General features: G+C 62.4%; 21 protein-coding genes. 4 read left to right on the top strand and 17 right to left on the bottom strand.

The genetic code is table 11. The features are described from left to right. Positions 1-37 precede the first annotated feature (37 nt). Positions 38-1,987, top strand: a complete 1,950-nt coding sequence (locus IE061_RS05235) for a transglycosylase SLT domain-containing protein (protein ID WP_193461164.1) — start codon at positions 38-40, stop codon at positions 1,985-1,987. A gap of 28 nt (positions 1,988-2,015) precedes the next feature. On the opposite strand, the gene IE061_RS05230 is transcribed toward IE061_RS05235, so the two are convergent. Next, positions 2,016-2,669, bottom strand: a complete 654-nt coding sequence (locus IE061_RS05230; RefSeq protein WP_081136993.1) for a LysE family translocator — start codon at positions 2,667-2,669, stop codon at positions 2,016-2,018. 141 nt (positions 2,670-2,810) lie between these two features. Between IE061_RS05230 and IE061_RS05225 the strand changes: the two genes are divergently transcribed. Beyond that, positions 2,811-3,014 carry a cold-shock protein gene (locus tag IE061_RS05225; protein ID WP_016913457.1) on the top strand — a complete coding sequence of 68 codons (204 nt, stop codon included), beginning with the start codon at positions 2,811-2,813 and terminating at the stop codon, positions 3,012-3,014. Between the two features lie 79 nt (positions 3,015-3,093). Here the strand turns inward: IE061_RS05225 and IE061_RS05220 are convergent, their stop codons facing one another. The 4 genes from IE061_RS05220 to IE061_RS05205 form a co-directional block, all read right to left on the bottom strand. Then, entirely contained in the window at positions 3,094-3,804 is a 711-nt protein-coding gene (locus tag IE061_RS05220) for a hypothetical protein (protein WP_100730767.1), read from the bottom strand. Between the two features lie 49 nt (positions 3,805-3,853). Beyond that, positions 3,854-4,813 (bottom strand): lipid kinase YegS, encoded by a 960-nt coding sequence (yegS, locus tag IE061_RS05215; RefSeq protein ID WP_193461163.1) that lies wholly within the window; start codon positions 4,811-4,813, stop codon positions 3,854-3,856. 40 nt (positions 4,814-4,853) lie between these two features. Next, positions 4,854-7,484, bottom strand: a complete 2,631-nt coding sequence (gene pepN, locus IE061_RS05210; protein ID WP_193461162.1) for an aminopeptidase N — start codon at positions 7,482-7,484, stop codon at positions 4,854-4,856. Positions 7,485-7,562: 78 nt separating this feature from the next. Next, positions 7,563-8,048: a YajQ family cyclic di-GMP-binding protein gene (locus tag IE061_RS05205; protein WP_193461161.1), complete on the bottom strand. Its 486-nt coding sequence runs from the start codon at positions 8,046-8,048 to the stop codon at positions 7,563-7,565. A gap of 130 nt (positions 8,049-8,178) precedes the next feature. Here IE061_RS05205 and cobO point away from each other — a divergent pair, with 130 nt between their 5' ends. Beyond that, positions 8,179-8,778 carry a cob(I)yrinic acid a,c-diamide adenosyltransferase gene (gene cobO / locus IE061_RS05200; RefSeq protein WP_100730764.1) on the top strand — a complete coding sequence of 200 codons (600 nt, stop codon included), beginning with the start codon at positions 8,179-8,181 and terminating at the stop codon, positions 8,776-8,778. Between the two features lie 70 nt (positions 8,779-8,848). Here the strand turns inward: cobO and IE061_RS05195 are convergent, their stop codons facing one another. The 11 genes from IE061_RS05195 to IE061_RS05145 form a co-directional block, all read right to left on the bottom strand. Continuing rightward, entirely contained in the window at positions 8,849-10,144 is a 1,296-nt protein-coding gene (locus tag IE061_RS05195; RefSeq protein WP_039177535.1) for an adenylosuccinate synthase, read from the bottom strand. Then, on the bottom strand, positions 10,144-11,337 hold the full coding sequence (locus IE061_RS05190) for an ATP phosphoribosyltransferase regulatory subunit (RefSeq protein WP_081194203.1): 1,194 nt from the start codon (positions 11,335-11,337) through the stop codon (positions 10,144-10,146). The genes IE061_RS05195 and IE061_RS05190 overlap by 1 nt, the downstream gene beginning before the upstream one ends. 195 nt (positions 11,338-11,532) lie before the next feature. Then, positions 11,533-12,417, bottom strand: a complete 885-nt coding sequence (gene hflC / locus IE061_RS05185) for a protease modulator HflC (RefSeq protein WP_016913449.1) — start codon at positions 12,415-12,417, stop codon at positions 11,533-11,535. Beyond that, a complete protein-coding gene (gene hflK, locus IE061_RS05180; protein WP_100730762.1) occupies positions 12,418-13,698 on the bottom strand; it encodes an FtsH protease activity modulator HflK in 1,281 nt (426 codons plus the stop codon). It abuts the gene before it with no gap. Positions 13,699-13,843: 145 nt separating this feature from the next. Further along, a complete protein-coding gene (hflX, locus tag IE061_RS05175) occupies positions 13,844-15,154 on the bottom strand; it encodes a ribosome rescue GTPase HflX (protein ID WP_193461160.1) in 1,311 nt (436 codons plus the stop codon). A 36-nt stretch (positions 15,155-15,190) separates the two neighbouring features. After that, positions 15,191-15,439, bottom strand: coding sequence for an RNA chaperone Hfq (hfq, locus tag IE061_RS05170; protein WP_016913446.1), 249 nt, complete (start codon positions 15,437-15,439; stop codon positions 15,191-15,193). 161 nt (positions 15,440-15,600) lie between these two features. Beyond that, positions 15,601-16,539 carry a tRNA (adenosine(37)-N6)-dimethylallyltransferase MiaA gene (gene miaA, locus IE061_RS05165; protein WP_193461159.1) on the bottom strand — a complete coding sequence of 313 codons (939 nt, stop codon included), beginning with the start codon at positions 16,537-16,539 and terminating at the stop codon, positions 15,601-15,603. Between the two features lie 47 nt (positions 16,540-16,586). Further along, positions 16,587-18,497: a DNA mismatch repair endonuclease MutL gene (gene mutL / locus IE061_RS05160; protein WP_193461217.1), complete on the bottom strand. Its 1,911-nt coding sequence runs from the start codon at positions 18,495-18,497 to the stop codon at positions 16,587-16,589. A gap of 78 nt (positions 18,498-18,575) precedes the next feature. Continuing rightward, on the bottom strand, positions 18,576-20,057 hold the full coding sequence (locus IE061_RS05155) for an N-acetylmuramoyl-L-alanine amidase (RefSeq protein ID WP_193461158.1): 1,482 nt from the start codon (positions 20,055-20,057) through the stop codon (positions 18,576-18,578). Further along, positions 20,048-20,545, bottom strand: coding sequence for a tRNA (adenosine(37)-N6)-threonylcarbamoyltransferase complex ATPase subunit type 1 TsaE (gene tsaE / locus IE061_RS05150; protein WP_016913442.1), 498 nt, complete (start codon positions 20,543-20,545; stop codon positions 20,048-20,050). Before tsaE ends, IE061_RS05155 begins: the two co-directional genes overlap by 10 nt. A gap of 11 nt (positions 20,546-20,556) precedes the next feature. Further along, the gene (locus IE061_RS05145) at positions 20,557-22,050 is read right to left on the bottom strand and encodes an NAD(P)H-hydrate dehydratase (RefSeq protein ID WP_193461157.1); all 1,494 of its coding nucleotides are present in this window, start codon (positions 22,048-22,050) and stop codon (positions 20,557-20,559) included. 127 nt (positions 22,051-22,177) lie between these two features. Between IE061_RS05145 and queG the strand changes: the two genes are divergently transcribed. Beyond that, positions 22,178-23,287 carry a tRNA epoxyqueuosine(34) reductase QueG gene (gene queG / locus IE061_RS05140; protein WP_193461156.1) on the top strand — a complete coding sequence of 370 codons (1,110 nt, stop codon included), beginning with the start codon at positions 22,178-22,180 and terminating at the stop codon, positions 23,285-23,287. A gap of 6 nt (positions 23,288-23,293) precedes the next feature. On the opposite strand, the gene orn is transcribed toward queG, so the two are convergent. Further along, a complete protein-coding gene (gene orn / locus IE061_RS05135; RefSeq protein WP_193461155.1) occupies positions 23,294-23,887 on the bottom strand; it encodes an oligoribonuclease in 594 nt (197 codons plus the stop codon). Positions 23,888-24,014: the final 127 nt, after the last annotated feature.

Here is a 24,014-nt window from a genome sequence, read left to right as displayed (position 1 = left end):
CTCGACCGTCATATCCGCCAGTTAAAGAGGGAGTGCCATGCAGGCAACGCCATTTCGTTCTACCCTTCGCACGCTGTGTGCCGCGGCACTGATCGGCCTGCCATCTGCGTCCTGGGCCGCCTCGGACGAGGCCATGCGCGATGCGCTGAACGCCGCCCGTCAGCAGCAGTGGCAGCAAATCGACCAGAGCGCCATCGACGGGCATATCCTCAGCGGCTATGTGGAGTATCACCGGCTACGCCAGCAGCTGCCCAACGTCTCTGTCAGCCAGGTACTGCAATTCATCGAGCGGCACAATGACTCCCCCCTGGGCGAGTGGCTGCGCGGCCAGGCCATTGCCAACTACGGCTATGCGGGCCGTTTCAGCGACCTGCTGGCCGTTGCCGATGGCGAGCCTGCCGGGACGGCACGGCAGTGCTACTACTACACGGCGCTCCTCGATCGCGCCCCCGAACAGGCACGCACGGCAGGCCTGGCGCTGTGGCGTGTGGGCAGCTCACAGCCGGACGCCTGCAACGCCCTGTTCAGCCGCCTGCGCGCGGATGGCACCATCGATGCTACCGCCATCTGGGAGCGCAAGATGCTGGCCTGGCAAGCAGGCGAGCAGCGTTTGAGCACTTACCTGGGAGGGTTGCTCAGCGGCCAGTGGCAAACGGCCATCGATACGGCGGAGCGGGCCAACACAAGCCTCGGCAGCCTGACCACGGCCCCTACTTGCCTGGGGCCTGAATGCGCCGCCACGGCAGCGTTCTATCAGGCGGCCATGCAGCGCTATACCCGCGAAGACACACCCCGCGCCTTTGCCGCCTGGCAACAGATCGCCCCGCGCCTGACGCTGGCGCCCAGCGACCAGCAGGTCATCGAGGAGGAGCTGGCCTTCTACGCCCTGGTGCGCGACGTGCCGGGTACACTGAGCTGGGTAGACAGCGTGCTGCCCTCCTTGCAGAGCGAGCGGGTGCTGGAGCTTCGGGTGCGCCGCGCCCTGGCGGAGCGCCAATGGACCGACGTCATCCACTGGATTGCAGAGATGCCCGCCAGCCAGCAGGAGAGCAGCCGCTGGCAGTACTGGCTGGGACGCGCCAACGAACAGCTGGGTAATCAGGAAGCCGCTCAGGCACGCTACCAGCAGGCTGCCCAGGACCGTAGTTTCTATGGCTTTGCCGCCGCTGAGAAAATCGGCCAGCCGTACCGGCTCAACCACGAACGCCACCACTTCGACGAAGCCACCCGTGAGGATATCGCGCGACTGCCCGCCGTACAGCGCACGCAAGCGCTGCTGCGGATTGGTGAAGAGGGCCTGGCCAACAGCGAGTGGCTGCATGCCGTGCGCGAAGCGTCGCCTTACCAGGCTCGCGCCCTCGCCGACTACGCTGCCCAGCAGCAGTGGCATGCCCGGCTGGTACAAACCACGATTGCCGGTGAGATGTGGGATGCCCTGGAGTGGCGCTTCCCACCCGCCTACCGGGACAGCTTTCTGCATTGGGGCCGCATGACCGGCGTAGACCCCTTCCTGCTGATGGCGATCACCCGTCGGGAGAGCGCCTACAACCCCGTGGCGCTGTCACCGGCTGGCGCGCGCGGCCTGATGCAGCTGATGCCCGGCACCGCCACGCAGGTCAGTCGCCAATTGGGACTCAGCGACCCCGGGCCTTACGGCGTACTCGACCCCGAACTGAACATTCGCCTGGGCAGCACCTACCTGCGTGACAAGCTCGACCGTTACCGTGGCAACCGCCTTGCCGCGACGGCAGCTTACAATGCCGGCCCTGGTCGCGTAGACCAGTGGCTGGGCAGTAACAGCATGGAGTCGTTCGACCTGTTCGTGGAGAGCATCCCCTTCCGCGAAACCCGCGATTACGTGCAGGCCGTGCTGAGCTATCGGGTCATCTTCGAGAGCCTGGCCAACGGCGGTAGCAGCGAAGGCGTCTCGCTATTGAACGACAGCGAGCAGAGCGTTCGCTACGACCGCGCGCTGGTTCAACGCTAAGCCTGTCTCCGCCCCCTCCCGCGCCCGGTCACACCGGGCGCTGCTCCAGCGCCAGCCGCAGCCCGAACATGACCAGCACCGCCCCCGTGGCCGCATTCAGGGTTTGTGCAAAGCGCGCGCTGGCCAGCCATTTGCTGGCGCCCCCGACCATCAATACCACGCTGATCTGCCACACATTGGCAATCACGAAGTGAATGCTTGCCAGCCACAGCGACTTCAGCAGGGCGGGGTCGGTGGGCGCGATGAACTGCGGCAGAAAGGCCATGTAAAACACCACGGTCTTGGGGTTCAGCACGTTCGACAGCAACCCTTCCTTGATGGGCTGCCAGAGCGGGACAGGCGCAGCGTTCTGCATGACGCCTTTGACGGGCAGCGGCGTTCCTCTACGGGCGGCCATCAAACTGGAAACCCCCAGCCAGATCAGATAGGCCGCCCCGGCCAGCTTGAGCGCATTGAATGCCCAAGCCGATTGCAGAAGAATCAGCGAAATGCCCAGCGCCGACACCGTTGCGTGCACGAAGAGGCCGCAGCAGATGGCCACGCTGGTGGCAATACCGTCGCGCAGGCCACCGCGTGCCGTATTGCGAATCACCAGCAGGGTGTCCACCCCAGGGCTGATAGAGAGCAGCGTAATGGCCACCAGAAACGGGATGAACTGCGCGTCGATCAAGGTAAAAGGCATGCGTATCAGGCTCGCGAAAAGGCGTTATCGGGAAGGGCTTCGGGGCCACTGGACGACCCGGCTATTTGCTTCTAAAGTGAATTTGGCGGGCAAACACCGTGAATGTCCGCCTAATCATCAAGCACGTTAAGGATATGAATGATGGCAACTGGTACTGTCAAGTGGTTCAACGATACGAAAGGTTACGGCTTCATCTCTCCCGATGACGGCGGTGACGATCTCTTTGCCCACTTCTCCGAAATTCAGGCTGAAGGCTTCAAGACCTTGCAGGATGGTCAAAAGGTCAGCTTCGAAGTGACTCAGGGTAAGAAAGGCCTTCAGGCGTCCAACATTCGCCCGGTATAACCCAGGCCAATGTAGAAGGCCCGCTCCGGCGGGCCTTCTTTTATGCGCTGCCATGAAGCCAGCTTGATCAGAGGTAGTATCAGGGCGACGTGGTATCGTTGCCAGCGCCTGATGTCTCCAGCCGTTCCCGCTCCAGCTCTTCGAACTGCTCTTCCAGGCGGCGCTGGGCTTCTTCAAAACGGCGCTCGGTATCTTCGATCAGGGCATCCACGTCGGTCACTTCCAGACCATCGTCCAGCGGCGCTCCCTCCGTAATGGCGCTGTCCGTTTCCCAGTCGCTCGATGAGGTCTCGCTCTCCATGGGCTCCAGCTCGGGACGCTGCTGCTCCACCTCCTGAAACTGCTCTTCGAGCTGGCGCTGGGCCTCTTCGAAGCGGCGCTCGGTTTCGGCGATCATGTCGTCTACGTCAGAACGCGTGGTTTCCCCCGGCATGGCACTGGCTTCATCCAGAGCGTCGTCGGGGTCGGCCCCCAGCGTCTCTTCACCGGCCTGCAGCTCGCTGGCTTCCGGCACGCCGGGTTCTTGCTCATCGCCCTCGCGCATCGCTTCGGCGGCTTCCAACTGCTCCGCGGCCTGACGCGCTTCAATATCGTCCTCGACCTCCTGCGGGTCCGGCACCTCGTCCTCCCCGTCGTCCTGCGCCGCCTCCGTGGTGGCAGCCCCCTCCTCCTCAGTCAGCGTGGCAGGGGTCTCTTCCGGGGAAACGTTGGCTTCTTCCTGGCTGTCGCCACAGGCACTGAGTAACAGCGCCATGCTGGCCAACACAGGCATCCAGAGTCGATTCACCATTGCGTGTAGCTCCTTAAAACATCGTATTCAATGACTCAATTATGACAGGCTAGTGGCGTTCATTGGCCGACAACAGCGCACACCCTTCGGGTAGCAGCACCTTGAGCGCCAGCGGCACCACTTCGGCCGTAAAGCGCTCGTAGCGCTTTGCTTCGCCGTCCAGGGTCAGCGGCCAGGGGTCATCGTCCGGCCTGGTGGTCACGGTCAATTGGCTGGCCGTGAAGTAGCGCACGTAGCGGCCGTCCGGCGGAAAATGCTGCAGCTCTCCTAACAAGGCAGGCAGTTCCAGCACCGAACGGAAATCCTTGACCAGCAGGACATCCAGACGCCCATCATCCAACCGGGCCCTGGGTGCCAGCACCTGACCGCCCCCCGATTGACGCCCGTTGCCCAGCGCCAGCAGCAGCAGCGAAGCGACCTGTTCGCTGTCGGCCCAATGCAGCGTGCCGCGATAACTGCGGTGCCGCCACGCCTTGAGCGCGCCCATCAGCGAGTAGGCACCCCCGCCCAACATGCGTTTGAGGGTTTTCGGGGTCGAAGAGGTAATTTCGGCCCCAAAGCCACCGGTGGTCATGTTGACGTAGTAGCTGACCGACTGCTCGCCGTTGGCTTCCGCCGTCATGCGAATCACGTCGATGGGCGCCGCTGCGAGCGAGATAGCCGCTTGCAGCGCAGGTCCGGGCTCCAGAGGCAGCCCTACCGACGTGGCGAAATCATTGGCACTACCCAACGGCACGATACCCAGCGGGGGGCGGTGGTCATGGGGTAGGCGCATCAATCCATTGACCACCTCGTTGACCGTGCCATCACCGCCACAGGCCACCACGTGGGTCGCCCCCAAAGCCTCTGCGTCGGCCGCAAAGTCGGCGGCATCGCCCCCTTCCCAGGTGGCACGTACCGTGATGGCAACGCCTGCCTTGCGCTGGGCGGCTACCGCCTCGCGCAGCTCAGGGTCGCCCGCTGATTTTCCGTTGATGATCAGTAGATAGTGCTTGTTCGGATCTGTCACTGGCGCGTTTCCTTTCCCTGGTTAAACCGCAAGAACGATCTTAAGCCAATGCTTTTTCGACCACCTCGTAGACGTTCGCCGAAAGCGGCTCCTGGCGAATGCGCATCAGCTCCTGGCGCATCAGCTCCTGGCGAGCCTCGTCAAAGCGCTGCCAGCGGGTCAACGGCGTGATCAGCCGTGCAGCAATTTCCGGGTTGAGTCGATTCAACTCGATCACCACATCGGCCAGTAAAACATAGCCCTGCCCGTCCAGGCGATGGAAGTTCACCCGGTTCTGAGCAAATGCCCCCACCAGCGCACGCACCTTGTTGGGGTTCTTGATCGAGAAGGCCGGGTGCTGCATCAAGTAGCGTACCCGCTCCAACACATCCGCCTGAGGCCGTGTAACCTGGATGGTAAACCACTGGTCCATGACCAGCGGGTCGTGGGCCCACTTTTCGCCAAACGTTTTCAGGGCAGGTGCCGCCAGGTCGTCACGGTCGCTGTGCGCCAGCAGCGTCAGGGCGTGCCGAACATCGGTCATGTTGTGTCCCGCCGTGAACTGCGCTTCGCACAGCGCCACGGCTTCGTCATCCTCGATCGACATCAGATAGGAGAGCGCCACGTTTTTGAGGCTGCGCTGGGCAATTTGTTCAGCCGAAGGTGCATAGGCCGCATCACTGAGATTATCCTGGTAGACCGCCAGGAACTCCTCGCGTAGGGCCAGCGCCAACGACTGGCGAACGAATTCTCGCGCCGCATGGATGGCATCCACATCGACGATCGGCTGCAGCTCGGCAATGTAGGCCTCGGAGGGCAGCGTGAGCATCTCGGCCAGCACGGCCTTGTCCTGCATGGGGCCCGTCAACAGGGTTCTGAAGGCCTCCACCACGCGACCGTCCATGACTTTTTCGACCCCATTGCGATGAGCGGCGATCAGATCGTCCAGCGCCAGCATGGCCAGCCGCTGACCGGCATCCCAGCGATTGAAGCCATCGCTGTCGTGGGTCAGCAAAAATGCCAGCTCTTCCCGTGAATAGGGGAAGTGCAGCTTCACCGGGGCCGAGAAATCGCGCAGCAGCGAGGGTACTGGCGCTTCAGGAACGTCGGTGAACACAAACGTCTGCTCATCGTCGGTCAAGTGCACCACGGCATCCTTGCCCAGCGACTCGCCGTTCAGCGTCAGGGTCAGGTCATGGCCCGACTTGGTGCCGACCAACCCCATACGCACGGGGATGTGCAGCGGCTGCTTCACCGGCTGGCCGGGCGTCGCCGGGGTACGCTGGCGCAGCGTCAGGCGGTACACGGCATTGGCATAGTCGTATTCGCCGTTGGCGTCTATCTCGGGGGTGCCTGCCTGGGCGTACCAGCGCATGAACTGCTCCAGATCCAGCCCCGAGACCTCGGCCATGCAGCCGACGAAGTCTTCGATGGTCACGGCCTGACCGTCGAAGCGCTCGAAGTAAAGGTCGGCACCGCGACGGAACGCCTCCCAGCCCAGCAGATTGCGCAGCATCCGCACGATCTCAGCACCCTTTTCGTAAATGGTCAGGGTGTAGAAATTGGTGATTTCGATATAGTGGTCTGGGCGTACGGGGTGAGCCGTGGGGCCTGCATCTTCAGCAAACTGCGCCGTACGGAAAAACGACACGTCCTGAATACGCTTGACCGGCGCCGAGTTGACGTCCGCCGAAAAGCACTGGTCCCGGAAGACCGTGAAGCCCTCTTTCAGCGACAGCTGAAACCAGTCCCGACAAGTGACCCGGTTACCCGACCAGTTGTGGAAGTATTCGTGGGCCACGATGCCTTCCACGTTCTGGAAAGCCGCGTCGGTAGCCGTATCCGGGTGGGTCAACACGGCTGCCGAATTGAAGATGTTCAGCCCTTTGTTCTCCATGGCCCCCATGTTGAAATCGTTCACCGCCACGATCATGAACAGGTCCAGGTCATACTCACGCCCGTAGGTCTGCTCATCCCAGGCCATGGAGCGCTTCAGCGATGCCATGGCGTGATCGGTCTTGTTCAGGTTTTCCTGCTCCACCCACAGCTGAAGGGTCACGCGACGACCGCTCAGGGTCGTGAAGTGATCCTCGACCTTGTGCAGATTGCCCGCCACCATGGCAAACAGGTAGCAGGGTTTGGGATGCGGATCTTCCCAAGTGACGAAGTGACGCCCGCCAGGCAGCTCGCCACGCTCGACGGGGTTGCCGTTGGCCAGCAGCACTGGCTCGCTTTCGGCATCGCCCACCACCGTGACTCTGTAAGTGGCCATGACGTCGGGGCGGTCAGGATAAAAGGTGATACGCCGAAACCCCTCAGCCTCGCACTGGGTACAGTACATGCCGTTGGATTGATAGAGCCCTTCCAGAGCGGTGTTGGTGCTGGGTGAAATCTCGACCTCACTCTCCAGCACGAACGCTTCGGGCACCTCACCAATGGTGAGCTGGGTATCGCTCAACTGGTAATCGCTCTCTGCCAGCGAGCGACCGTCGAGTTCAAGCGAGCGCAGGGTCAAATGCTCGCCATTGAGCACTAGCGGCGCCTGCGGCGCGGCCTGGGCATGGCGCTCAATGGTCAAACGTGCCTTGACACGGGTCGCGGTGGGGTCAAGATCAAACGTCAGCTCGGTATGGGTGACCTGATAGTCGGGCGGCTGGTAGTCGCTTAAATAGACCGGCTGCGGATCAGACATGATTCGTGACTCCTGTGGGCAATAAAGTGAACGCGCCATGGCAGCCTTCGGCTGCACGACGCGGCTATGCGGTTGTGATCAGTCGCGGAAATTATCGAACTGAAGCGGCAGGTCGGGCCCCTCTTCGCCTCGCAGCAGGGCCATTACGCTTTGCAGGTCGTCGCGCTTCTTGCCCGTCACGCGCACCTTTTCACCCTGAATCTGGGCCTGCACCTTGAGCTTGCTGGCCTTGATACGCTTGACGACGTCCTTGGCTTCGGCCTGGTCGAGCCCCTGCTTGAGCACTACTTCCTGACGAGCTTTCACTCCGGAAAGCACCGGCTCCTTGACGTCCATGCAGCGCGCATCGATACCCCGTGCGATCAGCCGACTGCGCATCACATCGAGCATCTGCTTGAGCTGGAAGTCGACTTCGGCTTCCAGCTGTACCTTGTCGCCTTCCAGCGCAAAACTGGCATCCACGCCTTTAAAATCAAAGCGCGACTGCACTTCGCGGTTCGCCTGATCCACCGCATTGGCGGCTTCGTGTTGATCGAACTCTGACACAATATCAAAAGATGGCATGACCTGTTTCCTATCGAGACATAGCCTCCTATTCTAGAGCAGCAAGGCACTCAGCGGCCAATTCTGTTACCCGAAGTTTTTACTCAGCGTAAATTCGACAGGGCACGACACCCCATCACGAGGAGATTCGATGAGCGATCGCGAGACGCGCCACAAGGCGGCCATGGAAAAACTCAAGGCCCGTGTGGACGAGAAAGTCGCCAAGGCCACCGAGCAGCGTGGCCTGCTGCTGGTCAATACGGGCAACGGCAAAGGCAAGACCACGGCTGCCTGGGGCACCGTGACCCGGGCGCTGGGCTACGGCTATAAAGTCGGCGTCGTGCAGTTCATCAAGGGGCTATGGGAGTGTGGCGAGCGCAATCGCCTGGAAGAAGACCCGCACTTGAGCGTTGCCATCATGGCCACCGGCTTCACCTGGGATACCCAAAACCGCGAGGCCGACACCGCCGCCTGCCAGGCCGTATGGCAGCAGGCCGAGGCCATGATGAGCGACCCCGACACCTACCTGGTGGTGCTCGATGAAATCACCTACATGCTCAAGTTCGGCTATCTCGACATCGCCACGGTCAAACAGGCCTTGGCCAATCGACCGAGAGAGCAAACCGTCATCATCACGGGGCGCAACGCCCATCGCGAGCTTGTGGCCATGGCCGACACGGTGACGGAAATGCAGGAGGTGCGTCACGCCTTCAATAACGGCCTGCAGGCGCGGCGCGGCATCGACTTTTGAGCGTGCGCCAGGGCTGCAAACAAAACGGGGCGACGTCACCGTCGCCCCGTTTGGCTGGCATCGGCAGGTATTAGCTGTCGAAGGGATTGCGCAGCACGATGGTTTCCACGCGGTCAGGGCCGGTAGAGATGATATCGATGCTGGTGCCTACCTGCTCTTCCAGGTAGCTGATGTAGGCACGGGCGTTGGCGGGAAGATCTTCGACCTTCTTGGCGCCCAGGGTCGACTCTTTCCAACCCGGCAGGTCGTGATAGACCGGCTCGACGGCTTCGTAGCCCTCTGAGTCCACCGGATTGTCGAGCACTTCACCGTCCTTGCTGCGATAGCCGACACAGACGCGAATGTTCTCCAGGCCATCGAGCACGTCCAGCTTGGTCAAGCAGATACCCGAGACCGAGTTGATCTGCACGGCGTGGCGCAGGGCCACGGCGTCGAACCAGCCACAGCGACGCGGACGCCCGGTGGTAGCGCCGAACTCATGGCCGCGCTCGGCCAGGTGGCGGCCGTGGTCGTCGAACAGCTCAGTGGGGAACGGGCCAGAGCCTACACGCGTGGTGTACGCCTTGGTGATACCCAGCACGTAATCCAGGTACAGCGGACCCACGCCAGAGCCGGTGGCGGTACCACCGGCCGTGGTGTTGGAGCTGGTCACGTAGGGGTAGGTACCGTGGTCGATATCCAGCAGCGAGCCTTGAGCCCCTTCGAACAGAATGTTCTCACCGGCCTTGCGCAGGTCGTGGACCATGCTGACGGTATCGCTGACCATGGGGCGCAGCTCTTCGGCCATCTGCATGGCGCTGTCGAGCACTTCCTGGAAATCCACCGCCGGTTCGCCGTGGTAATTCACCAGGACGAAGTTGTGGTAATCGAGGACTTCGCCCAGCTTGGAGGCAAAACGCTCGCGATGCAGCATATCGCCCAGGCGCAGGCCACGACGGGCGACCTTGTCTTCATAAGCCGGGCCGATGCCACGACCGGTAGTGCCGATCTTGGCCACGCCGCGGGCCTTTTCACGCGCCTGATCCAGGCGCACGTGGTACGGCAGGATCAGCGGGCAGGCTGGCGACAGGCGCAGACGCTCACGCACCGGCACGCCCTTGGCTTCCAGCTCGCGAATCTCCTTGATCAAGGCTTCCGGAGAGAGCACGACGCCATTGCCGATGACGCAGGTCTTGCCCGGACGCAGCACGCCGGACGGAATCAGGTGAAGAACGGTTTTCTCACCATCGATGACCAGCGTATGGCCAGCATTGTGGCCACCTTGAAAACGAACCACGGCAGAGGCGGATTCGGTCAACAGATCGACGATCTTGCCTTTGCCTTCATCGCCCCACTGAGTCCCTAGGACTACGACATTCTTACCCATTATGCACTCGTCTCTTGTGTCAGGGCCGCTGTCTGCCAACGGCCGTCGATAAACTCAAGACGGCGGTCACAGTTGTGTTCCGCCGGCCCAGTACGCTGCCCAGGCAGCGCTTGAATTACGCGTTCACCCTGCTCGCGCAGTGCCACGATGGCAGCATTGAGCGACTCATCCTCCTGGGCTGGCGCCCACACCGCTTTGCGGTCAGGAGACGCTGGCGCCAGGGAGGCCAGCTGTTTCAGATCCATCGAAAAGCCCGTCGCCGGGCGGGCACGCCCAAAGGCACGCCCGGTATCATCATAGCGCCCCCCTTTGGCCAATGCGTAACCATAACCGGGAACATAGGCCGCAAACATCATGCCGGTGTGATACTGATAGCCACGCAGCTCGGCCAGGTCGAAGTACAGGGCCACGTCGAAACGCGCCAACACCCCTTTGTACAGCGCTTCCAGCTGATCTAGCGCGGCGTTGACCGGCGCCGGTGCGCCCGCAAACCGCTCACGCGCTTCGCTCAGCACGTCGGCATTACCGTGCAGTTCGCCAAGCGCCATCAGCATATCCGCCAATACCGGATCCTTGACGCTGGCCGCCACTTGCTCGGCCAACTGCCCAGGCGATTTGAGCGCCAGCGCCTCGAACAGCGCCCGCTCCTGCTCTTCGCTGAGCGCAGCGGCTTCGACCAGGCTGCGATAAATACCGATATGCCCCAGCGCCAAGTGGATCTCACTGGCACCGGCGGCATGCAGGCTGGCAAGCGCCAGGTGAATGATTTCGCTGTCGGCTTCAAGCCCCGCATGGCCAAACAGCTCGACACCCACCTGCACGGGGCTGCGCCCCCCTTGATGCTGGTCGGCCTTGGCACGCAGCACGTTGGTGCAATAGCACAGGCGTACCGGCCCCTGACGCTTCAGCGAGTGCGCATCCATTCGCGCTACCTGGGGCGTGACGTCTGCCGAGGCGCCCATCATGCGCCCCGTCAGCTGGTCGGTCAGCTTGAAGGTTTGGAGGTCGAGGTCGGTACCGGTACCGGTCAGCAGCGAGTCGAGAAATTCTACCGGTGGCGGCATTACCTGGTCATAGCCCCAGGCGTGATAAAGATCGAGCAGCGCACGGCGCAGCTCTTCCATGCGGCTTGCCTGAGGCGGCAGCACCTCATCCATGCCGTCGGGCAGTAGCCAGCGGTCAGCGATGGTCATGTGAACAATCCTGCAAGACGATGAAGGCCCGGCCGACGGCACCAGGTGGGCATCTTGACCTGCCCGGCCTGATAACGCACGTAACATGGGGCCACAAAAAAACCGGGCGACGCCCGGTTGATAAAGTCTACCACGTTTGGAGCCCAGTTGAACCCCGCCGGGCGCATCGCCCAGCGGGAAACCAGCATCCTTCGCTTACTCGTCGCTGGCCGGCATGGCGCTGCGCAGGTAGCGGAAGAAGTCGCTGTCTGGCTCCAGTACCAGCAGGTTGCCGTCGCCGGAAAAGCTCTGGCGATAGGCGTTCAGGCTACGCCAGAAGGCGAAGAATTCCTGATCCTGGCTGTAAGCCTGGGAGAAGATCGCGGCGGCTTCGGCATCCCCTTCACCACGCAGGGTCTCGGAACGCTCGTTGGCTTGCGCCAGCAAGACCTGACGACGACGGTCGGCGTTGGCGCGAATACGCTCGGCCTCTTCCTGACCCTGGGCACGCCACTCGCGCGCTTCACGCTCACGTTCTGAGCGCATCCGCTCGAAGACGGCAGCGGATACGTCTTCCGGCAGGTCGATCCGCTTGATACGAATATCACGAATCGCCACGCCCAACTCTTCACGCATCAGCTCGTCGAGTTCGCCGGTGGGTCCGGTCATCAGGTCATCACGGCGTTCGGCAATGATTTCCTGAAGATTGAGACGACCGAACTCATTACGCAGGCTTTCGTCGACACGGGGCTGAATCAGGCGCACCGCCATCATCTCGTCACCCGCAGTGGCCTCGTAGTAACGGGTGGGGTTGACCACCTGCCACTTGACGTAGGAGTCGACGATGACCGCTTTCTGCTCGAGGGTCAGATAACGGCTGGTATCGGTATCGAGGGTCAACAGACGCACGTCGAACTTGCGCACGGTCTGGGCAATCGGAATCTTGACGTGAAGCCCGGGCTGAATGTTCTCTTCGATGACTTCACCAAAGCGCAGCTTGACGGCACGCTCGGTCTCATCCACCACGTACAGGCTGTTGCTGGCCAGCCAGGCAACTGCGGCCAGACCACCCACGATCAGCAGGGAACGGTTATTAATCATTTAGCGACCCTCCCTGCGAATGGACGAACTACTGGATGATGACGAAGCGCCACCCTGACTGGTACGCAGCGAATCGAGCACGCGCGGGTCGATGGCGTCACTGCTGTTACTGCTGCTGTCGCTGCTGCTGGAGCTGCTCGAACCGCTGCTGCTTCCACTGCGCATCTGATCCAGCGGCAGGTACATCAAGGGCGCATTGTCGCTGATATCCAGCAGCACCTTGGGCGTGTTCCCAAAGACTTCTTCGATGGCATCCAGGTACATACGCTCGCGCATCACTTCCGGTGAGTTCTGGTATTCGGTCAACAGCGCATTGAAGCGGTTGGCCTGACCCTGTGCTTCGGCAACGACCGATTCACGGTAACCCTGCCCCTGCTCTACCACGCGCTGAGCCTGACCTTGTGCAGCCGGGATGATCGCGTTGGCATAAGCCATACCTTCGTTGATGGTCCGCTGGCGATCTTCGCGGGCACGGATAACGTCATCGAAAGCATCGATCACTGGCGCGGGCGCCGAGGTGGACTCGATGTTGATGGTCTGCAGACGAATACCGGCACCATAGGCATCCAGATAGGTCTGCAGGCGGCTGGCCACAGAGCTACCGAGAATTTCACGACCCGAGGTCAGGATGTCGATCATGTCGGTGCCGCCCACCACGTGACGCAGAGCCGAGTCCAGCGCATTCTCGATGGAGAGTGCCGGATCGCGCACATTCAGTACGAAATCACGCGGATTGGCCACCTGATACTGGGCAGAGATTTCGACTTCGACGATGTTTTCATCGCGAGTCAGCATCGACTGGGTCTGTGCAACGGAGCGAACGCGGGTGACGTTCACCATACGCACATCGTCGATCAGCGGCGGATTCCACTGCAGACCGGGACTAACAATGCCCTGGAACTCACCAAAACGCAGCACGACGCCACGCTCGGACTGATCGACCAGATAGAAACCGGACGCACCCCAAATGGCCAGCGCCACGATCAGCAGCAAGCCGGGCAGTGCAAACGAGTTGCGCGGCTTGCCGCCGCCCTTGTTGCCGCCGCTACCGCCACCGCTCTTCTTGCCGCCGCCCAGCATGCCGTTCAGCTTGTCTTGAAACTTCTTGAGCGCTTCATCAAGGTCGGGAGGCCCCTGGTTGTTACCACCGTTCCCACCATTGCCTCCGCCGTTGTTGCCGCCGTTATTACCACCACGGTCACCGCCGTTATTGTTGCCACGACGCCCCCCGCTGCTCCAGGGGTCGTGCTGGTTGCCACCACCGGGCTCATTCCAGGCCATACTTCGTCTCCACTAAGGTGTTCACCTGCACCGTACCTTACGCTCAGGCAAGGCCGAGTGCTTTTGATATTATTGCTATATCAATCTTGTACCACACTTCCACAATACTGCACCATGGGCAGCAAGGGAGTCGGCACTTGAAGGGCTACCATTCGTCAGATTCGCGTAATGCTTCTGGTAAATAGGTATTGGCGCGCTCGCCCAGCTGGGCCATCAGCTGATTGAAATCACGCCGCGGCAGGCGCACGTCCAGTACGGAACGCCCCTGCTCGTCGAAACTCTCTTCGCGTACGGCATTCAGCTCGTGTAGACCAGCGCGCAGCCTGCCCTGCTCTGGCGCCAGGGTCAACGAGAAGCCGATCACGTCATTGGCCAGACGCTCTGACAGCGCCTCGTGCAGCAGCTCCAGACCCTGCCCCTGCTGAGCAGATAGCCATACCGCGCTCGGCACGCCGTGACCGTCGTACTCGATGCGCGGCGCGCTATCCAGCTTGTCGATCTTGTTCATGACCTTGAGCACCGGCACGCCGTCAGCGCCGATCTCCTTGAGCACTTCGTCCACCTGCGCCACGTTCAGTTCGCGGTCCGGGTCAGCGGCATCGATCACGTGGACCAGCAGCGTGGCTTCGGAAGCCTCTTGCAGAGTCGCCTGAAACGCCTCCACCAGCTTGTGGGGAAGATGGCGAATGAAGCCTACGGTATCGGCCAGCACCACAGGACCGACATCCTCTATCTCCAGCCGTCTCAGCGTCGGATCCAGCGTCGCGAACAGCTGGTCGGCGGCATACACCTCTGCGCTGGTCAGCGCGTTGAATAGCGTCGATTTACCCGCGTTGGTGTACCCCACCAGCGACACGCTATGGATTTCGGCCCTGGCTCGGGCGCGGCGATTCTGCTCACGCTGGCTGCGCACCTTGTCCAAACGCTTGTGGATGGACTTGATGCGGCCACGCAGCAAACGCCGGTCGGTCTCCAGCTGTGTTTCGCCAGGACCGCGCAAGCCAATGCCACCTTTTTGACGCTCAAGGTGGGTCCATCCGCGTATCAGGCGGGTGGACATGTATTCTAGCTGGGCAAGCTCGACTTGCAGCTTGCCCTCATGGGTTCGTGCCCGCTGAGCAAAAATATCGAGAATCAGCCCAGTGCGATCCAACACACGGCACTTGAGTTCCTTCTCAAGATTACGCTGCTGGGAAGGGCTTAAACTGTGGTTGAAGATCACCAGTTCTGCTTCATGGGCTGCGAGCATTGCCCGCAGCTCCTCCAGCTTCCCGGTTCCGATGAAGGTTCGGGAATCGGGTCGCTGGCGGCTGGCTGTGAGCAATGTCGCGGGCTCTGCACCGGCAGAGCGCACAAGTTCCAGGAACTCACCCGGGTCTTCTCGTGCCTGTTCATCATAAAAATCTACGTGAACAAGGACTGCCGTTTCACCGGCTTCAGGGCGTTCAAAAAACAATCAATACCTCATGGACTCTCTTGCCATCCAGCCGTCTCAGATGTCAGCGTCTGCCGCTGAGGGATCCTGTGCTGGCAGGCGCACATTGCGCGAGGGCACGACGGTGGAAATGGCGTGTTTATAAACCATCTGACTGACGGTATTGCGCAACAAGATGACAAACTGGTCAAACGATTCAATCTGGCCCTGCAGCTTAATGCCGTTTACCAGGAAAATAGAGACCGGAATGCGCTCCTTGCGCAAAATATTCAGGTACGGGTCTTGAAGGGACTGCCCTTTGGACATGTTGCTCTCCCTAAACTGTCGTTGGGGTTGGTTATCAAATGGCGCGCCCTACTGGTGCTGCGCCGCAATCTTGTTGCCCGAAAGGCCTAGTGTCGATTCGAGAGCCAGAGGCCACTCTAACACTCACTCTAAAACACTTGTTACGAAATCACTATCTTACGCTAAGCACCGCTTTCACGCACGAATTTCAGCAGCTTATCCAGCGCATCCGGCTGCTGCGTATCTATCCAGCGCAGTGCTGGCCAGCTACGCAGCCACGTCAGCTGCCGCTTGGCCAGTTGACGTGTAGCGATCACTCCCCGGGACACCAGCTCGTCCCGGTCATACTCACCATCCAGATATTCCCATACTTGACGGTAGCCAACACTTTTCATCGAGGGCAAGCCCGCATGAATATCTTTACGCTTTTTGAGGGCGGCGACCTCATCAATCAAGCCCTCATCCAGCATGGCGTCAAATCGCTGGGCAATACGCCGGTGCAATACCGAGCGATCGAGCGGCGACAAGGCTATCGACAGCACCCGCCAGGGAAAGGTTTCCGTTTCCTGTTCAGCCCACAGCTCGCTCATGGGCCTGCCGCTGGCATGGAACACTTCCAGAGCACGCATTAGCCGCTGCGGGTCGTTGGGATGAATGCGCGCCGCCGAGACCGGATCCACGCTGGCCAGTTCGCGATGCAGCGCTGCCAGCCCTTGCTCTGCCTGCATGGCCGCCAGCCGCTCACGAATGAGTGGGTCTGCGGCGGGCAGATTGGCCACCCCTTCCACCAGGCGTTTGAAGTAGAGCATGGTACCGCCCACCAACAGGGGGACTTTGCCTGCCGCGCTGATTTGCCGCATCTCGCGCAGCGCATCTTCACGAAAATCAGCGGCGGAATAGGGGTCTGCCGGGTCCCGCAGGTCGATCAGCCGATGGGGCGCGCGGGCCAGCTCCGCAGCACTCGGTTTGGCGCTGCCGACATCCATGCCACGGTACACCATGGCAGAATCGACGCTGATCAGTTCGTGCCCCAGGGTTTCGTGCAGCGCAATGGCCGCATCGGTCTTGCCTGCTGCGGTAGGCCCCATCAAGAAAATCGCCAAAGGGCGCTGGTCAACCATCGGTCTGGCCTGCTTCACGGAATAGGTTCATAGGGGGTGTCTCAAGGCTACTGGCCACGCAAGAACAGACGATCGAGCGCCTTCATGTTCATTTGCGTCCAGGTGGGGCGACCATGGTTACACTGGTCGCTACGCTCGGTGCGCTCCATGTCGCGCAGCAGCGCATTCATTTCATCCAGAGTCAGGCGGCGATTGGCGCGCACGCTGCCATGGCAAGCCATGGTGGAGAGCAGCTCGTGAATGCGCGCCTCTACCTGATGAGTGCGGCCAAAGCGCGACAGCTCCTCCAGCATTTCACGCACCAGTGCCTCGGGGTCTGCCTGGGCCAGCAGGGCTGGCAACTGGCGAACAAGCAGCGTTTCCGGCCCTGCCACGTCCAGCTCGATACCTAGCTGAGCAATGGCCTCGCGCTCGCTTTCGGCCGTCGCCACTTCGCTGCGGCTGGCGGCCAGCGACACCGGCACCAGCAGCGGCTGAGCATCGATCCCCTGCGCGGCAGACCACTGCTGCTTCATGCGCTCATAGACGATGCGCTCATGGGCCGCATGCATATCCACCAGCACCAGCCCCTGGGCGTTCTGAGCCAGAATATAAACACCATGCAGCTGACCCAGCGCGAACCCGAGCGGCGGCGCGGCCGTGGCATCCTCCTGGGGCATGACGGGCGGCGCCTCGCGCACCTGATGGGCTTCAGGCATCGTGGCCGATGGCGGGCTGGGCTGAGGCGTCAGTAGCGTCTCTTCATGGTCGGGGTGAAGCGCCTGGTAGCCCTGCATGAACCGCCGCACCCGCTCGGCTCCTGGGTGGCGACCCTCACTCTCCGCTAACGCCATGCCCTGCTGCTGCCAGCGTGGCGCCGGGGCCGCAGGCGGCTCGGCATCAGACGTAATCGACTCGGCTTGCGGGGCTTGGTCAACCTCGGGCTCGGCACCTTCACTGGGCCGAGACACTGCCAGGCAGTGATGCAGGCTGGAGTAGAGAAAATCGTGCACCATGCGCCCATCGCGAAAGCGCACTTCATGCTTGGTGGGGTGAACGTTGACGTCCACCACGTCCGGGTCCAGCTCCAGGTAGAGCACGAAGACCGGATGCCGACCGTTGTAGAGCACGTCTCGGTAGGCCTGACGCACCGCGTGGGCCACCAGCCGGTCGCGCACGACGCGCCCATTGACGAAGAAGTACTGCTGGTCCGCCTGGGAGCGCGAGTGCGTCGGCAGGCCCACCCAGCCACTGAGTCTTAGCCCACCGGCTTCCCGCTCGATATAGCGGGCATGCTCGATGAAGTTCTTGCCCAGCAGCGAAGCGATGCGCCGCTCTCGCGCGGCGGCGGTATCCCCGGGCGGCAGTTGATGCACCACTTTCTGATTATGGCGCAGCACCCAGCCAATATCGTAACGCGACAAGGCCTGGCGGCGGAACGCCTCTTCCACATGGGCGAACTCGGTCTTCTCGGTGCGCAGAAACTTGCGTCTGGCCGGCGTGTTGAAGAACAAATCACGCACCGCCACGCTGGTACCACGCGGGTGCGGCGCAGGCGTCACTCTGGCCTCCATGCCACGCCCTTCCGCCACCACCCGCCACCCTTGGCGAGGATCGTCTTCAGCATTGGATACCAGCTCCAGCCGGGAGACCGAGCTGATGGAGGCCAGCGCCTCCCCACGAAACCCCAGCGAACTGACGCCTTCGAGATCTTCCAGGCTGGTGATCTTGCTGGTGGCATGACGCGCCAGGGCCAGCGGCAGGTCCTGCTCGCCGATACCGATGCCGTCGTCGCGGATCTTGATCAAACGGGCGCCGCCCTGCTCGATATCCACCTCGATGCGCTGGCTGCCCGCATCGATGGCGTTTTCGATCAACTCCTTGGCCACCGACGAAGGCCGCTCGACTACTTCTCCGGCCGCAATCTGGTTCGCCAGACGGGGGTCCAGTACCTGTATCCGCCCAGCGGCAGAAGTCAATTCAGCCAACCTTCACCTCACCTGTTTCCGTTGCTTCGTTTCCATAGCGCTGTTGCCTCGGCCTGCTCGTCATCCGTTTCAAGAGCTGGGAATGCGCAGCACCTGACCCACACGAATCACGTCGCCGTTCAGGTCATTGGCCTGCTTGAGCTGGTTCACCGGCACGCCATGGCGAATCGCGATGGCCGACAGGGTATCGCCAGACTGGATACGATACTCGTTGCCCGTGGGGCGGCGCTGATTGTCGCGCTGCCAGGCCAGCAGGCTGGCCGGTGGCGGGTTGCTCTGAAAATGCTCGCGCAGGCCGCTGAAAATCGCCGTCGACAGGCCTTGCTGATGCACCGGGTCGCGTAGCCGTCGCTCTTCGTCGGGATTGGAAATGAAGCCCACCTCGATCAACAGCGACGGAATGTCCGGCGACTTGAGCACCATGAAACCGGCCTGCTCCACACGACTCTTGTGGAGTCGATTCACCCGGCCTAACTGCTCCAGCACCTGCCCACCGATGGAGAGCGAGTCGTTGAGCGTGGCGGTCATGGTCAAGTCGAGCAGTACGCCACGCAGCACCTGGTCCTTGTCGCGCAGCGACAGACTGCCGTCGACACCGCCTATCAGGTCGGCGCGGTTTTCGCTGTCGGCCAGCCACTGAGCGGTTTCCGAGGTGGCCCCCCGCTGAGAAAGCGCATACACCGAGCTGCCTTGCGGCCGGGGGCTGGTGAAGGCATCCGCATGGATGGAGACGAAGAAATCGGCTTTCTGCTCTCGGGCCAGCTGGGTACGCTGGCGCAAGCCAAGATAGTAGTCACCGTCACGAATCAGCACGGCCTTGAAGCCTTCGGTTCGATTGACATCAGCGGCCAGGCGACGGGCTATCTCCAGCACCACGTCCTTCTCCCGAGTACCGGCAGGCCCGATGGCACCGGGGTCTTCCCCTCCGTGCCCGGCATCGATGGCGATGATGATGTCGCGACGCGGGTGGGGCTGCGCAGGCTGAACATCGACCGGCTGGGTGGGTGCTTCGGGCACATCGGCCACCGCACTGGGCACATCTGCCTGCTGGGCCTGGGCACTACGCTGGGCCATGATCTCCTGGTCGCGGATCATCGCCTCGATGGGGTCGATGGGGTTTTCGACGGCACTTTCACCGGGGTACTCCAGATCCACCACCAGCCGATGACCGTACTGGTCGTTGGGCGGCAGGGTAAAATGACGCGGGGAAATATCGCGATTGAGCTCCAGTACCACGCGCAGGCCGCCACCATCTCGGGAGCCCGCGCGCACGGCGGAAATCGCGCTGCCCTCCAGGGGCAGCGTCGAGACATCGGTATCGAGCTGGCTGTCGTCGAGGTCGATGACCAACCGCGCCGGATTGTCCAGGGTAAACACATTGGCCTGCGCAGCGGCACTCAAATCGAACACCAGCCGCGCATGATCGGGGGCCGCCCACAGGCGCATGCTCTCGATGGTCGCCGCCTGCAACGATGCACCGCTCATCAAGAGCAGCGCGCACCCGGTGGCCAACCTGCCGGCCCAGGCAGCCAATGACTGTCTCATGTCCATTGAACCACACCACACTCCTGTTGCTGTTCGGCCGCCAGCGTTTCGAGCTGAGCCAACGCCGCAACTCCATGCGGCGTCTCGGCACTTAATGTCAGCAAGCGGCCGGGTGACGCCACCTGCAAGCGTATCCATAGATCGGGCGCAGGCAGCCAGCCAGCGCCCTGGCTGGGCCACTCCACCAGGCACAAGGCCTGGTCGGACAGCACCTCTCGCCCGCCGATGAACTCCAGCTCTTCCGGGTCGGCAAGGCGGTAAAGATCCAGGTGATAAATCCGCTGCTCGCCTAGCTCGTAGGGCTCTACCAGCGTGTACGTGGGACTTTTGACCGCCCCCTGATAACCATAGGCACGCAAGATGCCTCGCGTCAGCGTCGTCTTGCCTGCCCCCAGGTCGCCTTCGAGATACACTCGCCCGCGACCTTCCAGCGCCTTGCCCAACGCTTCTCCAAAGGCAACGTGGGCCATTTCGTCACTTGATTGCACCTGCATGTGGGCTGCCTTCACGGGTTGATAAACGCTCGTGCATAGGATGCCAGATCACTTGCCAACAGGCCACGCTCTCCGCTGGCTTTCGCGGCGGCATCGCCCGCCAGGCCGTGTACCATGACGCCCAGCCAGGCGCTCCACTCCAGACGATCGTGCTGGCCTGCCAGGGCTCCCAGCATGCCGCTCAGCACGTCACCCATGCCGCCGCTGGCCATGCCGGGATTCCCATACGGGCATACCACCAGCCCACTGGGGCCGACGATCAGGCTGCCTGCGCCTTTCAGGACCACCACGCCGCCACGGGCACGCTGCAAGGCCCGCGCCGCCTCAGGGCGGTCTGCCTGTACCTCGGCCACCGTGCACCCCAGCAGCCGCGCGGCTTCCCCCGGGTGCGGGGTCAGTATCCAGTCATCGCGGCGCACGTCAGGCCAGCGGCTGGCCAGCAGGTTCAGGGCATCGGCATCCACCACCAGCGGCGTCGCCCCCTGCAGCGCACTTTGCAACAGCGCCTGACCCCAGGCGTCCTGCCCCAGCCCCGGGCCAATCACCACCACGTCGGCGGTGTCGGGCAACCCGGCGGCCTCCGCCCCGCCGCGCACGGCTCGGGCCATGACTTCCGGGCAGCGTACCAAACTCGCGGTAATGTGCTCCTCGGCCGTCGCCAGGCTGACCTTGCCCGCGCCTAGCCGCGCCGCGGCCTGGGCGGCCAGCAAGGCGGCTCCACCAAAGCCGGGCGCGCCGCCCATGACCAGTACATGCCCCAGGTTGCCCTTGTGGCTGATCCGCGAACGCGGTGCAAAGGCGTCGGCCAGCAGCGCTTCATCCAGCCGCCAAGCCGTGGGCGGAATATCGAAAAAGGCCTGAGCCTTCACGCCCAACGGGCGAAAATCGATCTCGCCGGTATAGGCTGGCGCGTCGCCGGTATGCAGCCCGATCTTGTCGCCAATGAAGGTAACGGTGCCATCCGCCACCACCGCACTGCCCAGCACGGCCCCGCTATCCGCCGACAGACCCGAAGGAATGTCCAGCGCCAGCACCGGCTGGTGCGCACCATTGATGGCCTCGATGGCCTGGCGGATGTTGCATTGGGGCTCACCGGCAAGCCCGGTACCCAGCAGGGCATCGACGATCACTTCCCCCACCAGCGTCGTGGCGGGCTGCCACTCGTCGAATCCCACCCCGGCGGCCGATGCCAACCCCGCCGCCTTGGCAACGTCCCCCGTGAGCGCCTCCAGGGGTTTGCTCGAAAGCCGCTGAACCTTGAGCCCTGCCTGCATGGCCAGGGCCGCCAGCACATGGCCATCGCCCCCGTTATTACCGCTTCCACATAGCACCGTGACGCTGCGGGCCTGGGGCCAACGCGAGCGAAAGCTGTGCCAGGCGCTGGAGGCCGCACGCTGCATCAGCGCGAAGCTGTCGATGCCACTGGCAATGGTGCGTCGATCCAGCTCACGCACCTGGGCTGCCTTGTACAAAGGGCGTAACGATGAGGTACTCAGTGTGGACACGGTCTCTCCTTAGCGGTTGCCATGGGCCGAGGCACCGCCGTATTCATTGACACGGCAGCACCGTGGATATCGTATGAAAGCGTAATGGGTTAGCATAGCGCGCCTGTCGCGCCAACGTTGATCAACCATGCCACCTTCCTCTGATTTTTCACTCTCTGCCGAGCGACTCCAGCAACTCGCCGTGCTGATCAAGCGCTGGGGGCGCGAGCTGGGCTTTCAGCAGGTCGGCATCACCGACACCGATCTTGCCGTCCACGAGCGCCATCTCGAGCGCTGGCTGGAACAGGGCTATCACGGCGACATGGGCTTCATGGCCAAGCATGGCACCAAGCGCACCCGCCCGGCCGAGCTGGAGCCCGGCACACAGCGGGTGATCAGCGTGCGCATGGACTACCTGCCCGCCGACGTTGCCACCACCAAAGTGCTGGGGCAGCCCCAGCGTGCCTATGTATCGCGCTATGCGCTGGGGCGCGACTACCACAAACTGATGCGCAAACGGCTGGCCCAGCTGGCGCGGCAGATCGAGCAAGAGGTGGGTGCCTTTGGCTTTCGCGCTTTCGTCGACTCGGCCCCGGTCATGGAGCGTGCCCTGGCCCAGAAGGCAGGGCTTGGCTGGTTCGGCAAGAACGCCATGCTGCTCAACCCCCAGGCTGGCTCGCTGTTCTTTCTCGGCGAGCTGTATACCGACCTGCCCCTGCCCGTGGATCCGCCCTTCGAGCGAGAGCACTGCGGCAGCTGCAGCGCCTGCCGCACGGCCTGCCCCACCGGCGCCATCGTCGATGACAAGGTGGTCGATTCGCGCAAATGCGTCTCCTACCTGACCATCGAACTGCACGGCGCGATCCCCGTGGAGTACCGTCGGGCCATGGGCAACCGTGTCTATGGGTGCGATGACTGCCAGCTGGTCTGCCCGTTTACCCGCTTCACACGCCCGACCCAGGAGCAGGATTTTGCCCCGCGCCACGATCTCGACCGCGCCTCGCTCGTCACCCTGTTCGGCTGGAGCGAGGCGGAGTTTCTCGACAAGACCGCCGGGAGCCCGATACGCCGCATCGGCTACGAGCGCTGGCTACGCAACCTGGCGGTGGGCCTGGGCAATGCGCCCTGGAGCCGTGATGTCGAAACCGCCCTGTGGGCACGCCGCGCCTACCCCAGCGTGCTGGTCCGCGAGCACGTGGTCTGGGCACTGGCAGAGCAGCACCAGAAGCGTGCAGCGCGCATCGCGACGCAAGGCTGAAAAACGTCAGCGCGGATCAATGCTGCTGTCGCTGCCGGGCGCCACGCGCAGAAAAGTGCTGCGATAGTGGGCAAGCTCGGCAATCGACTCCTTGATGTCGTCCATCGCCAAATGTACGTTGCGCTTCTTGAACCCTTCCAGCGCGCTCGGGTTCCAGCGCTTGGCCAGTTCCTTGACGCTGGACACATCCAGGTTGCGGTAGTGGAAGAAGCTCCACAGGGCGGGCATCTCGCGCTCCAGAAAGCGGCGATCCTGATGGATGCTGTTGCCACACATGGGCGATGAGCCGGGTACCACGTAGCGGCTCAAAAACGCCAGCGTCTGCTGCTCGGCCTCTTCGGTACTCACCTGGCTGGCCTTGACCCGCGCCACGAGCCCCGACTCACCGTGGGTTTTCTGGTTCCACTCATCCATGGCGGCCAGCAGGCTGTCCGGCTGCTTGACGGCAATCACCGGCCCTTCGGCCACCACGCTGAGATGCGCATCGGTGATCAGCGTGGCCACTTCGATGATGCGCTCCTTGTCCGGCTCCAGGCCGGTCATCTCCAGGTCGATCCATACCAGCAGGTCGCTGCGCGGGGTGACGGCTTGCTCACTCATTCGTCTCATTCCTTGGCCAAAGTCGCTCCAACACGAGCGATGTGCATAAAAGTGTCGCTTATATTGCCTTGCACCGCACCCCATAGGGGACAGTGGGTGGCTCAGGTGGTTACAATGCCTGCTATTG

This window comes from Vreelandella hamiltonii (genome assembly GCF_014651795.1).
Lineage (GTDB): Bacteria > Pseudomonadota > Gammaproteobacteria > Pseudomonadales > Halomonadaceae > Vreelandella > Vreelandella hamiltonii.
Note: the sequence above shows the minus strand (reverse complement) of the source record. Positions and strands in the feature narration are given on the sequence as shown.

What these genes read in the sequence shown, in the direction of transcription:
- IE061_RS05235 (WP_193461164.1), top strand. Translation starts at nt 38, where the DNA reads ATGCAGGCAACGCCATTTCGTTCTACCCTTCGCACGCTGTGTGCCGCG.
- IE061_RS05230 (WP_081136993.1), bottom strand. Translation starts at nt 2,669, where the DNA reads ATGCCTTTTACCTTGATCGACGCGCAGTTCATCCCGTTTCTGGTGGCC.
- IE061_RS05225 (WP_016913457.1), top strand. Translation starts at nt 2,811, where the DNA reads ATGGCAACTGGTACTGTCAAGTGGTTCAACGATACGAAAGGTTACGGC.
- IE061_RS05220 (WP_100730767.1), bottom strand. Translation starts at nt 3,804, where the DNA reads ATGGTGAATCGACTCTGGATGCCTGTGTTGGCCAGCATGGCGCTGTTA.
- pepN (WP_193461162.1), bottom strand. Translation starts at nt 7,484, where the DNA reads ATGTCTGATCCGCAGCCGGTCTATTTAAGCGACTACCAGCCGCCCGAC.
- IE061_RS05205 (WP_193461161.1), bottom strand. Translation starts at nt 8,048, where the DNA reads ATGCCATCTTTTGATATTGTGTCAGAGTTCGATCAACACGAAGCCGCC.
- cobO (WP_100730764.1), top strand. Translation starts at nt 8,179, where the DNA reads ATGAGCGATCGCGAGACGCGCCACAAGGCGGCCATGGAAAAACTCAAG.
- IE061_RS05195 (WP_039177535.1), bottom strand. Translation starts at nt 10,144, where the DNA reads ATGGGTAAGAATGTCGTAGTCCTAGGGACTCAGTGGGGCGATGAAGGC.
- IE061_RS05190 (WP_081194203.1), bottom strand. Translation starts at nt 11,337, where the DNA reads ATGACCATCGCTGACCGCTGGCTACTGCCCGACGGCATGGATGAGGTG.
- hflC (WP_016913449.1), bottom strand. Translation starts at nt 12,417, where the DNA reads ATGATTAATAACCGTTCCCTGCTGATCGTGGGTGGTCTGGCCGCAGTT.
- hflK (WP_100730762.1), bottom strand. Translation starts at nt 13,698, where the DNA reads ATGGCCTGGAATGAGCCCGGTGGTGGCAACCAGCACGACCCCTGGAGC.
- hfq (WP_016913446.1), bottom strand. Translation starts at nt 15,439, where the DNA reads ATGTCCAAAGGGCAGTCCCTTCAAGACCCGTACCTGAATATTTTGCGC.
- miaA (WP_193461159.1), bottom strand. Translation starts at nt 16,539, where the DNA reads ATGGTTGACCAGCGCCCTTTGGCGATTTTCTTGATGGGGCCTACCGCA.
- IE061_RS05155 (WP_193461158.1), bottom strand. Translation starts at nt 20,057, where the DNA reads ATGGACATGAGACAGTCATTGGCTGCCTGGGCCGGCAGGTTGGCCACC.
- tsaE (WP_016913442.1), bottom strand. Translation starts at nt 20,545, where the DNA reads ATGCAGGTGCAATCAAGTGACGAAATGGCCCACGTTGCCTTTGGAGAA.
- queG (WP_193461156.1), top strand. Translation starts at nt 22,178, where the DNA reads ATGCCACCTTCCTCTGATTTTTCACTCTCTGCCGAGCGACTCCAGCAA.
- orn (WP_193461155.1), bottom strand. Translation starts at nt 23,887, where the DNA reads ATGAGTGAGCAAGCCGTCACCCCGCGCAGCGACCTGCTGGTATGGATC.